This window comes from Sphingobium limneticum, assembly GCF_008710155.1.
Taxonomy (GTDB): domain Bacteria; phylum Pseudomonadota; class Alphaproteobacteria; order Sphingomonadales; family Sphingomonadaceae; genus Sphingobium; species Sphingobium limneticum.
The window spans coordinates 20364-31395 of record NZ_VYPZ01000035.1; the positions used below are offsets into that span (position 1 = coordinate 20364).

10 protein-coding genes and 1 pseudogene are annotated in these 11032 nt (G+C 60.3%); 8 read left to right on the forward strand and 3 right to left on the reverse strand.

Features of this window, described 5'->3' with window-relative positions; genetic code table 11:
- The first annotated feature begins 170 nt into the window (after positions 1-170).
- Complete coding sequence (locus F4U94_RS21700) at positions 171-764, forward strand: hypothetical protein (protein WP_150412223.1); 594 nt, start codon at positions 171-173, stop codon at positions 762-764.
- A 196-nt stretch (positions 765-960) separates the two neighbouring features.
- On the opposite strand, the pseudogene F4U94_RS21705 reads toward F4U94_RS21700, so the two are convergent.
- Both F4U94_RS21705 and F4U94_RS21710 read right to left on the reverse strand, forming a co-directional pair.
- Positions 961-2517 (reverse strand): annotated as a pseudogene (locus tag F4U94_RS21705) (ISL3 family transposase).
- A gap of 180 nt (positions 2518-2697) precedes the next feature.
- Positions 2698-2964 (reverse strand): hypothetical protein, encoded by a 267-nt coding sequence (locus F4U94_RS21710; protein WP_150412232.1) that lies wholly within the window; start codon positions 2962-2964, stop codon positions 2698-2700.
- A 143-nt stretch (positions 2965-3107) separates the two neighbouring features.
- Between F4U94_RS21710 and tnpA the strand changes: the two genes are divergently transcribed.
- The 7 genes from tnpA to F4U94_RS21745 all read left to right on the forward strand — a co-directional run bounded on the left by tnpA (position 3108) and on the right by F4U94_RS21745 (position 9217).
- Positions 3108-3482 (forward strand): IS66-like element accessory protein TnpA, encoded by a 375-nt coding sequence (gene tnpA, locus F4U94_RS21715; protein ID WP_150412224.1) that lies wholly within the window; start codon positions 3108-3110, stop codon positions 3480-3482.
- Positions 3483-3687: 205 nt separating this feature from the next.
- Positions 3688-4923, forward strand: coding sequence for a tyrosine-type recombinase/integrase (locus F4U94_RS21720; RefSeq protein ID WP_150412225.1), 1236 nt, complete (start codon positions 3688-3690; stop codon positions 4921-4923).
- Positions 4917-5831: a tyrosine-type recombinase/integrase gene (locus tag F4U94_RS21725; RefSeq protein WP_150412226.1), complete on the forward strand. Its 915-nt coding sequence runs from the start codon at positions 4917-4919 to the stop codon at positions 5829-5831. Before F4U94_RS21720 ends, F4U94_RS21725 begins: the two co-directional genes overlap by 7 nt.
- Positions 5828-6817, forward strand: a complete 990-nt coding sequence (locus F4U94_RS21730) for a tyrosine-type recombinase/integrase (RefSeq protein ID WP_150412227.1) — start codon at positions 5828-5830, stop codon at positions 6815-6817. The genes F4U94_RS21725 and F4U94_RS21730 overlap by 4 nt, the downstream gene beginning before the upstream one ends.
- 97 nt (positions 6818-6914) lie before the next feature.
- On the forward strand, positions 6915-7229 hold the full coding sequence (gene tnpB, locus F4U94_RS21735) for an IS66 family insertion sequence element accessory protein TnpB (RefSeq protein WP_282957481.1): 315 nt from the start codon (positions 6915-6917) through the stop codon (positions 7227-7229).
- A gap of 63 nt (positions 7230-7292) precedes the next feature.
- Positions 7293-8921 (forward strand): IS66 family transposase, encoded by a 1629-nt coding sequence (gene tnpC, locus F4U94_RS21740; RefSeq protein ID WP_150412229.1) that lies wholly within the window; start codon positions 7293-7295, stop codon positions 8919-8921.
- Complete coding sequence (locus tag F4U94_RS21745; protein ID WP_150412102.1) at positions 8921-9217, forward strand: hypothetical protein; 297 nt, start codon at positions 8921-8923, stop codon at positions 9215-9217. Before tnpC ends, F4U94_RS21745 begins: the two co-directional genes overlap by 1 nt.
- Here the strand turns inward: F4U94_RS21745 and F4U94_RS21750 are convergent.
- Positions 9195-9359: a DCC1-like thiol-disulfide oxidoreductase family protein gene (locus F4U94_RS21750; protein WP_211363322.1), complete on the reverse strand. Its 165-nt coding sequence runs from the start codon at positions 9357-9359 to the stop codon at positions 9195-9197. The two genes, F4U94_RS21745 and F4U94_RS21750, sit on opposite strands and share 23 nt — an antisense overlap.
- Positions 9360-11032: the final 1673 nt, after the last annotated feature.

Consider the following 11032-nt stretch of genomic DNA (forward strand, 5'->3'; position numbering starts at 1 on the left):
TCACTCCGAAGGCGTTGTCCTCGGTGGTCTTTTCCTGCCGCATTGTCGGAGAGCTTCGCGACTAAACGCGCCGAAACCTGCCAGTCCGCAATCGGCCAGTTCAAGCCGAGGAAGTGTCGGGCGATAATGCGCCAGTTGCGGACCTATTTCCGTTCAGGCACAACGCCCTGATGAAGACGTTAGTGATTGGAATGGTGTTTTTAGCTGGCGCGTTTGACACGCCGCCGGTCTTGGTAAAGCCGGAAGTCGCTGCGGCAAAGGTCGCAGAATGCGGCTTCAAAAAGGTCCATTCGAAATTCGACGACACACTTCAAGAAGAGGTGGTCGAAGTTCTGGATGTGGCCCCTATCTCAGATAGCCAGTTAAAATGCGCGGCCCGCGCCTCGCTTGCTACAAGCTATTACGTCACGTTTATATCGCCTGTAGAGCAGGCGTATCAGTCAGTATACTGGGGTCTATCACGTGAACAGGCAAAGATTGATGCGCGAGTATGGTTGGATAAGAGAGGGTTGCTTTCAAGTCTGCCAGCATATGACGCCAATAGCACTGACGAAGTATCGTTCGCTCGCTCTCTTGAGAAACTTTGCGGACCAAAGGCTGCGGGAACTCTCCAACCGCTAAATGGTATGGCGACATTCAAAAGCGAAATATTGGCTTCTGGCGTGCTGGATGAAGAAACCCTCTGGTGCCTTACCAACGCCGCAGAAGTTTCTGGTTATCCGTTGGGCTTCATGGGCAACGAAACGAATCGTCAAGACCGTTAAAATCGCGGATTTGCGTATCTGGTGGGTGTCAGCTTTGGCGGGCTGGCGATCCGATAGCCGCCAATCCGCTTTCCACCCATCCCGGCGATTTAGCCGGGTCAAAGGCGTGGCGAGTCGCGTCGGCGCTGCCGGTCCGTCTATATCCGTGTCAATCGGCGTGCAAACGGGGGTCTGACGCAGTTTTGATGATCGGTGCTCAAGTTGCGCCGATCAGCCGGGCCTCGAGAAGGTCGAGTTTTCCGCGGCCGTACATCTGACGTTTGACCAGCTTGAGCTTGGTGATTTGCCCCTCAGTCTGGCCGTTCGACCATCGGGAGACCACTGCGGCTCGAACGGCGGCAATGTCCCTGGCGACGCCGTTTGCAAACGATGCGACGAGGCTGGCGCGTGCTCGGATTATCCATGGATCAAGATCGGCTCCCGCTTTCCGGCGGATCATAAGGTGGAACCCGTCGATGATCTGCCGTGCCTCGACAAGCGATGGCACGCCGGTTTCGATGGCGGCGACGGTGAGCGTTTCCGCCTTGGTGAGATCGTTGCGCTCGATCGTCATCAACCGCGCTATGGTTCTGGCTGAAGGCACGCGCTGCAGCGTGTCGGCATCTACCTTGTCGGCTCGCCTTCGGCGTGTTGCCCACTCTGTGACGACGCGAAGCGATCCCCGGAACCCCTGTGCCTGCAATGCGCGCCACAGTGCTGCGCCATTGTGGCGACCCGCCGCCCACTGCTGATCCAGCCATGGCAGATAGGTCTCAAGGGATGTTTCTCGCGTCCTGAACACGTCGCTGCGCTCGCCGCGCAGGACCCGCCGCACCGTGCCGCGACTGTGGCCGGTGCGGCGCACGATCTCCTTGATCCCCACACCGTCCCTGAAGAGCGCGAGGATCGCGGCATTGGTCTCTTCGCGATGAAGATATCCTTCGTATTGCAGCCGCTCGGCCGCCGTGAGCAGCTCAGGCTTGATCGACATCGCACCGATCGCGCATCGGATCTGCCGCATCGACCGGCGCACCGCGTCTAGGAAGGCATGGCTGGCGTTCTCCATGAGATGCCAGCGGTCGGCGACCTGCACAGCATTCGGCAGCGCCTTGGCCGCCGCGCGGGCATAAGCGCCGCCGCGATCGCGGGCAATTATCGCCACCTGCGGCTGCTCTGCGAGCCATGCCTAGGCGGTCGCTGGTTCCCGGTCCGGGAGCAGACGTATCGGCCGACGCCGCTCGAGATCGCAGATGATCGTGCCGTACCTTTGATTGCGCCGCCAGGCCCAGTCATCGATGCCGATCACCGTCGGAGCCGGAGACGGTGGGGTTCCCCGGCGTCTTACGACGCGGAGCAGCGTGTCATTGCTGACAGGAAGCATCAGCCGCCGCGCAAAGCTGGCTGCGGGCCGACCTCCAAGCGCGAGACCGAGGTGATGAACCAGTGTTTCGAGTCGGCCCGTGCGCCGTGCCCAAGGAGCAACAGCCCCATCAGCGAAGCGTTCCGCGAAGATCCTTTGCCCGCATGACACAGCGTCGCACCGGAAACGACGGACATCGGCCATCAGGTTTACGGCGCGGCCCGCCAAGGGCAAATCCGAGATCTGACGCCGGTAACGGCTGTGAACGCGGCAACTGACGCTGCGGCACTTTGGGCAATGGCTGGTCGGCGACGTGCTACGAACGAGAATCGTTGCACCATCGTCGGCGATTGACGAGGCCACGATGGTAAAGCCCGGTGGGATCACCGAGGAAGGTCGTAGTGCTTTCTGCATGGCGTTGCTCCCAACGTGGAAAACGAAGCCATTCAGGCAGAGAATTGCATCAAAATTGAGTCAGAGCCCTTTTTGCACGCCGATCCACATATATCCGCATGAAACCGAACGCGAGAACGGCGCTGACGGGTGGTTAGGGGACTGTCTGCTTCCGGTTATCGAAACCATGTATTCGGACGTTCAATCGAGCATTGCCAGCGCAGCGAGGTTTTCTTCGCGTGTCGGACGCCAATCATCCTCGCCCGCTACAAAGCGTCCGCTATCGTCTTCGACAAAGTATATGGCATCTCGCACAGCTTCGTCTGCGAAGTCGAAGTCATCATTCATGACGACACAATCTGCAACGTAGTTCGCCGCGTCGAAGGGCAACTGTCCATTGGCGACCGCCTCAAGCAGCCTACGCGCGCCCTCCCTCGTCACGAGATACAGCGGGCCGTCAGAAATCACGATATGCCCGCTCGAAGTTGCCTCAAGTGATGCTCTAAAGTAACCGACCGGTTGAGGCCGCCTGCCTTGCTGTGATGTGAGCGCGTAAGGAACGTCCATAAGGACGTCGTTATGGACGTCCAGAGCCAAAGCGAGGGACGGCGGTGGAGATATTGGGCCAGGAACGGCGTCGTCGGTGGAGCAACGCGGAGAAGCTCGATATCGTCGCCGCTGTGGGAGTGAACGGAGAGACGTTGGCGCGCGTCGCGCGACGCTACGATGTGTCGCGAAGCCAGATCTATCAATGGCGCCATCTGTTCAGGAAGCGGGGGTTGCTACCTGCGGGGGACGGACCGACCTTCTTGCCGGTCGATATCGGGGTGCCCATGCTAAGCGCGGAGCCCGTGCTCGATGACCGGGTGGTGGTCTCGCCCTTGATCGTCGAGCTGTGTCTGGCGCAAGGACGGCGGCTTCGCTTCGATGCCGGCATCGAGGCTACTGCCTTGACCCGGCTTATCCGGTCGGTGGAAGCTGCATGATCGGACCGGGCACCGGCGTAAGGGTCTATCTCGCCTGCGGCGTCACTGACATGCGCAACTATGCGCTGATCATGATTATGCGGAGTCGGCGAGTTTTCAACCAAGATTTGGGTATCTTTCCCATCGGTTAGATCCAGCCAGGTCGTCACCTATCACCGCATAACTATGATCCCTTGCGATGTCGAACATCACAAGGAGAGTTAAAATGTGTGAGGAAGACCATTGTCGCTGGTTTCTTGATCCTGGTTCGCTGGTACCGTGGATCGACCGGTTTGGTGCAGAACTTGCTGACCGCCGCTATTCACGACTGACGATCTCGGGCTACACCGACGCAGCGCGGCACTTCGCTGCCTGGGTCAACAGCACATCTACGCCGATCCAGATGGTCGATGCTGATTCGCTTCGGCGTTTCGCCGACCATCGTTGCGAGTGCCCTGGCGGGCGGCGATGGTCGCGCATCTCGACCAAGTATTTCCGGCGCGCCGAGCGCTTCTATACCTTTTTGCAGGATATTGCCGTTGCTCCGGCACCCGTCTCGCTGCCCTCGGCTCCGGTCCATCCCTTGCTTGATGACTATCAGCGATGGTTGCGCGTTCATCGCGGCCTTTCGGAACGGACGATCGCTCGCCATCGTCGTCTACTGACCAAGCTGCTGCCGACGCTCGGCGAGACGACGCGCGACTATAACGCGGCCCTGATCCGCAGCGTGGTACGGGAGTGGCGAGAGCGAACGGGTCCTGCGGACCTCAGAACGATAACCAGTGCGTTGCGTAGCTATTTGCGCTTCCTGGCCGCCGCGGGTCTCTGCCGACCCAACCTTGATCATGCCATCTCGCCCGTTGTGCAATGGCGGCTTTCGTCGTTGCCGCGATATCTGTCGGCGAACGATGTCGAACGTGTCGTCGCTTCATGCGATCAGCTCTCCAATGGACGGCTCCGCGACCGGGCCATCCTGCTTCTTCTGGCGCGCCTGGGCCTTCGGGCTGGTGATGTCACCGCGCTGAAGCTTCAAGACATCGATTGGGCAACCGGCATGCTGCAGGTGAGCGGCAAGGCCCGGCGCCAAGTGCGTTTGCCGCTTCCGCAGGACGTTGGCGATGCCGTTCTGGCCTATATTGAGCAGGAACGGCCTCGTGTCGGAGAGGAGACCATTTTCCTAACGATGATTGCCCCATACAAGCCATTCGCGATCTCAAGTTCTATCTCGACCATTGTCGCCCGTGCCCTGCAGCGGGCAGGGATTACGGATGCCCCTTCGAGGGGAGCGAGCCTGCTTCGTCATTCCGCTGCAACCTCCATGCTGCGGTCCGGTGCCACGCTCGAGGCGGTGGGCACGGTGTTGCGGCACCGGTCACTCGATATGACCGCGCACTACGCGAAGGTGGATATCGCCATGCTTGAGCGGATCGCTCAGCCCTGGCCAGGAGATTTGACATGCTGAGCAAGCTCCTCGCCGATCACACTGCGCTCCAACAGGCCCTCGGCTTCAAGTTTCGAACACCGGGCATTCTTCTGCGCAACTTCGTCGCTTATGCCGAGGAGCGCGGCGACCGCCATATCATGCAAGCGCGCGTACAGGAGTGGGCGCTTCTTGCGCCGTCTCCGGAGCAACGTCGGAACCGCCTGCTGGCGGTGCGTCGTTTCGCGATAGCGCTGCATGCAGAAGATCCGCTCAACGACGTTCCAACCGCTGATCTTTTCGGGCGGGCGGGACATAGGCGGCGCACTCCCTTTATCTACAGCCAAGCTGATATCCGTCGTTTGATCGATGGCGCATTGTCGCTCGGACCGATTGGATCGATCAGGCCACGCACATACAGCACCCTGTTTGGACTGATCGCGGCAACCGGCATGCGCGTTTCGGAGTCTATCTCCCTTCGCCTTGTTGATGTCACCGATGACGGGCTGATCATTGCCCAGACCAAGTTCAAGAAGAGCAGGCTGTTACCTCTTCATTCTACGACGAGACGAGCCTTGGATATTTATTTGGCGGAGCGTCTGACGGCACCGACCCAGAGCGACGCATTGTTCATTTCGCATCAGGGTACGCCGCTCGCCTATCCAACGGTGATAACGGCATTCCTGCAGATCGCCCGCGCGACTGGCTTACGTGGAGAGCCGGGATCACGAGGAGCCAGGATTCACGACCTTCGTCACACCTTCGCGGTTCGTTCCCTTGAGCGATGCGCACACGACGGACAAGCGGTTGCTCGCCATATCATCGCTCTCAGCACCTATCTTGGGCACGCCCACGTCACCGATACCTACTGGTATTTACAGGCAACGCCCGAGTTGATGGTGCACGTGGCGGCGGCCGGCGAGTCTCTGCATCGGGGAGAACTGGCATGACGATGCTCGCGCCCCCACTGACGGCCTTCCTGCGCGAGCACCTGCCGCGCGAACGGCGCGCCAGCATCCACACCTGCGATGCCTATGCTTACAGTTTCCAGTTGTTAGTGGCATTTGCCGCCTGCCGACTGCGCAAGCGACCCTGCCTGCTTCAGATCGAGGATCTTGATGTCCCAACGATTCTGGCCTTTCTCGAGCACGTCGAACAGAACCGCGGCAACAAGGCCCGCTCTCGCAACGCACGACTGGCGGCAGTTAAGTCGTTCTTCCGATATCTTGAGCACCGCGAACCCGCTGTTCTCGACCAGGCTCTTCGCGTTCACGCCATCCCGATGAAGAAGGTGGACGAGACACTCGTCTCGTCACTGACGCGGCTTGAGGTGCAGGCGTTGCTCGATACTCCCGATCGACGAACCGCCTTTGGCATACGCGATCGCGCCATGCTGCATCTGGCATTCGCCGGCGGATTGCGCGTTTCCGAGCTTGTCGGCCTCGATATAAAGCAGTTCGACGGGCGGTCCCCGGCCAGCATTCATGTCATGGGCAAAGGCCGACGAGAACGCGTGCTGCCACTTTGGCAGGAGACGGTAGCCGCCATTCGCGCCTGGATCGCCGTTAGGCCCGTTGGTGGCGACACCGCGCTGTTCTTGAACAACGCCGGCCGGACGATGACCCGCTCGGGGTTCGAGTATATCCTCGCTAAGCATGCGGTCGAGGCATCGCATCGCGTCCCATCGCTTGCTACCGAGACAATATCGCCGCACGTTCTGCGGCATAGCTGCGCCATGCACATGCTTCAGGCGACGCGGGATATCCGCAAGGTAGCGCTTTGGCTTGGCCACGCCACACTCCAGAGCACCGAAATCTATCTTCGGGCCGATCCAGCCGAAAAACTCGAGATGCTCGGTGCCCTTGCGCCTCTCGGTATCAAGCCCGGCAAGTTCCGGCCGCCTGATAAGCTGATTCTGATGCTTGGCTCGCGCTAGTCGACGTTAGTTATGCGGAGTTGATATGGGCACAGCCAAGCACATTTACGTGCCCCTTACGCGCCGACTCCGCATAATCATGATCAGCGCATAGTTCCTGTTATGTGGAGCTCCACATAAGCGCAAAGGGATTTCGGGTCTTGCAATGCTGGCCCAGACCGCACTGCGACAGAAGCCGGCCAGTGGTGCCGTATTCGCCTTTCGGGGACGGCGCGGCGACAGGCTGAAGCTGCTTTACTGGGATGGTCAGGGATTTTGCCTCTATTACAAGATCCTGGAGCGCGGCCGTTTTCCCTGGCCCTCTGCGGCTGACGGCGCGGCGCGACTGACATCGGCCCAACTCGCGATGCTGTGGGAAGGGATCGACTGGAGGCGCCCCAACTGGGGTGCGCCGCCGACACACTCGGGGTAAGATTTCTTCTGCGAAAGCGGCTGTTTTGCTAGGCTTTGCGGCCGTTTTACTGTAGGAGAAGCCATGCTGAACGCGGCATCAGATCTTCCCGAAGACCCGGCTCTCCTCAAGGCGATGATCGCCCAGTTGCAGGCCCAGAACACGAAGCTGACGACGACGCTGCGCGCCCATGATCTGGTCGTCCAGGCACTGCGGTTGCAGATCGCCAAGCTCAGGAAGCAGGCTTTCGGCAAATCCTCCGAGAAGATCGAACGCGAGATCGAGCAACTCGAGTTCGCTCTCGAAGACGCGCTTGTCTCGATCGCGCAAAAGGGCCTCGTGACGAGCGACCAGGACGATTCCGTGGCGCAAGCCGCAGCCGCTTCTCCCGACACCACCCCCGGGCCGCGTCCATCTCGGCGCCCACGCGTCTCGGCGGATACGCCCCGCCAACGCCACGAACTTGACCCCGGCAGCACCTGTCCGGAGTGCGGCGGCGAGCTGCGTCTCGTCGGCGAAGACGTGAGCGAGATCCTCGAGATGATCACGGCAAAGCTCCAGATCATCGAAGTCGCCCGCCCGAAGAAGTCCTGCCGTTGCTGCGAGAAGATGATCCAGGCGCCAGCCCCGAGCCGACCGATTCCCGGCAGCATGGCTGGAGGAAGTCTCCTGGCTCACGTGCTGGTCTCGAAGTTTGACGACCATTTGCCGCTGTACCGGCAGAACGAGATCCTCGCGCGCATGGGTGCCGACATCCCACGCAGCACGCTGGCCGACTGGTGTGGTCGCTCGATGCGGATCCTGCAGCCGGTGATCAACCGGATCGAGGCCTCGGTCCTGGGCAGCGACATCCTGCACGCCGACGACACACCGATCCGCGTGCTGGCTCCGGAACGACGCGCCAAGGGGATCGGCAAGGGTGTGATGCAAGGCCGGATCTGGGGCTATGTCTGTGATCAGCGGCCTTGGGCCGGTACCGCGCCGCCTGGGGTCGTCTACCGCTATGCGCCCAACTGGAAAGCCGAGCACGTGCTGGCCCACCTGGGCAGCGCGAGCGGTATCCTTCAAGCCGACGCCTACAAAGGCTATGCAAAGCTCTACGAACCCGTCGCGGATGGTGAGCCTCGCTTCCGGGAAGCGGCCTGCTTTGCGCACTGGCGACGCGATTTTCATGACATCTGGACGTCACAAAAATCCGAGATCGCACACGAGGCGCTCGAGCGTATCGGGCAACTCTACGACATTGAGCGCGAGATCGCGGGCAAGCCTGCCGATATCCGCCGTGCAGTACGCCAGGAGCTGAGCCGGCCCAAGCTCGAGGCTCTGCATAGCTGGGCCGAGAAGCAACTCACCCGTATCTCGACCAAGGGAGACCTGGCAAAGGCCTTTCGCTACGCTCTGGGGCGCTGGCACGCCTTCAGCTTGTTTCTCGACGATGGACGCGTCGCCATCGACAACAACGCTGCCGAGCGGGCTGTCCGGCCCATATGCCTGGGCAAGAAGAACTGGCTATTCGCCGGCTCCGAAACAGGCGCCGAAACCCTTGCCAGCGCCATGACGCTGATCGAAAGCGCCAAAATGAACGGCCTCGATCCACAAGCCTACATCACCGACCTGCTCAATCGCATCCACGATCACAAGATCAACAGGATCGGCGAGCTGTTACCCTGGAACTGGGTGCCGCGCACCGTCCCGCAAGCACTGGCCGCCTGATGGCCGCCGTCACCTCCTTCCTCACCCTCGACTATGTCGCCAGGACACTCGACGAGAACGTGGAGTTGCTGGAAGCCATCGTTTCAAACGACGACAACCTCACCTATGGCGCCATCGTCAGCGTCTACACCGGTCCGGACGAGGCCATCACCGCGCTGACCGATCACGGCGTGCAAGAACTGACGGACATGCTCAGCGAGGCGCGTCTCACGACCAAGGCCTGGCACCAATTCCTCGATGACTTTGTCGACGATCCCGAGCTCGCTGCGCGCTTCAAGGCCCATAACCCGCGGTAACAATCGGGCGGTTACCTCCCGAACGGGCGTCGAGCAGTTCCACCGCTCCAATCGCCTCGCGAAGGCGGAAGAACCGGACATAGTTTTGGCAGAAGATGCATTCGCCGTCGTAAATAATGATGCTTTGATCCGTCAGCGCCACGAGCCCGATCTCCCCAAGGCAAGCATAACGCGCATCTTATCATGGCGTGCGCATGTGTCCTTTATCTTTTTATCGGCTATCTGCGAAAGTTACCAGATCGGATCGAAATGATCGATTCCCCATAAGCATCTCTCATCGCCCTGAAGCCGCGGTGAACTCCGCCGAAGGCGTCTTCTGTTCCGAGCTCGCTGCACGGCCGGGACCCGGCGGATCTGCAGCCCTCCTCGATCGCGTCCGTCTTTATGAAGACGGACTGCAGGGACATCGTCACGTTGCCTCTATCCGTGGTAGGGCAGTGGCGGTTAACGGGTCTTGCCTACAGCGTACCAGAGCTGGCGCGAAGCCCCGCTACGGAATGGAAACCGGGCCGATCCGGCCGGTCGATCTGTCGCTGGCGGCGGTCGCCCTTGCACGGAAATCATGTTTGCGATGGATCCGAATCTGGATGAACGCCTGTCCCAGGCACGTGAAGCCTGAGGCCGCGCAGCGCGATGTCACACCTGTTCACAGTCCGGCCTGCTCAGGTATCCGATAGCGGTTCAGCTTGAGCATCGTGAATAGCGCGAGGGTCATGGCCGCCTGGATGGGCGCTGCGGCCGCGGCCGGCTTCAGCAACCTGACTACTCCTCCAGGACGGCGTTGATCATCGCAATGTAGACGCTTGCCTCGCATCCCGCCATCATGTCTGCACTTGATCTTTGTCCGGCACTGATCATTGCCTCGCTCGGTTGCCGTACGGCTCTGAACGCGGCCCGGGCCATTCCGACATAGCGTGTCCAGGCGGCGTGCGGTGCCACAAGACCAAGCCCCATGCGCACATCGTCCTTTTCGCTAATCAGCACTCCCCTATGTCAGGATCGGAACTTTTGCGCATCCCGGGCATTGGGGCTGGCGTTAGGGAGCACCAATGTCACATCATCCAGATTTCTGTCGGGCACAGGCGGCGGGCCATCGGATCCGGGCGGCAGCCTCGAACCGTCCTGACATAAAGGCGCTCGAACTGAAGGCGGCAGCCAACTGGCTGCGTGCGGCACATGATGCCGACAGCTTCGCTTCCGCGCCTGTCCAGCCGCAATCCGGTCGATAGTCGGGGCCGGTCAGCACGACACTATCGGGAGCGAACATGTTCGTTCAATGGTGCGCAGAGCGAATGGCTCGCCATCACCTATAAGCTCGACGCCAAAATGCTGCTGATTATACAGAGTTTGGCGCAGGCCGATTCCGGATCGAATTAGCCGATATGATAATGAGGTAATTTCGGCTTCCAGATGCGCGGCAAACAAACCGGATCAGATTATATTAGCGCATACGGATAATGTGCTGTCGAACAATTGACCGAACTGGCCCCCTCTGGTGACATTTCCGTGGTCCCGGCGGGGTTTCGCGACCCCTTTCCTCCAGCGCGAACGGGGGGCCGGGATCATCACTTGTCGAAACACGTGTCGGCAGAGCTTCGAAAAGAGACCGACGTGAATGAATTTTGCTGGATGGACCTGTTCTTCCGGGCCTGATGAGCTCGCCCTCGATCAACGACCGCAATCTGTGAACCTGGGCACCTCCAAAAACCCCTGGCCAATCGACGTGTGATTTGATTCATTGGGACCGACAGGAGGCGGCGATGCGTCAGGCTGGATTGTTCGGGTTATCGGATCATCTGAAGCGGCTTTCGGCGC

What these genes read in the sequence shown, in the direction of transcription:
- F4U94_RS21700 (WP_150412223.1), top strand. Translation starts at nt 171, where the DNA reads ATGAAGACGTTAGTGATTGGAATGGTGTTTTTAGCTGGCGCGTTTGAC.
- F4U94_RS21720 (WP_150412225.1), top strand. Translation starts at nt 3,688, where the DNA reads ATGTGTGAGGAAGACCATTGTCGCTGGTTTCTTGATCCTGGTTCGCTG.
- F4U94_RS21725 (WP_150412226.1), top strand. Translation starts at nt 4,917, where the DNA reads ATGCTGAGCAAGCTCCTCGCCGATCACACTGCGCTCCAACAGGCCCTC.
- F4U94_RS21730 (WP_150412227.1), top strand. Translation starts at nt 5,828, where the DNA reads ATGACGATGCTCGCGCCCCCACTGACGGCCTTCCTGCGCGAGCACCTG.
- tnpC (WP_150412229.1), top strand. Translation starts at nt 7,293, where the DNA reads ATGCTGAACGCGGCATCAGATCTTCCCGAAGACCCGGCTCTCCTCAAG.
- F4U94_RS21745 (WP_150412102.1), top strand. Translation starts at nt 8,921, where the DNA reads ATGGCCGCCGTCACCTCCTTCCTCACCCTCGACTATGTCGCCAGGACA.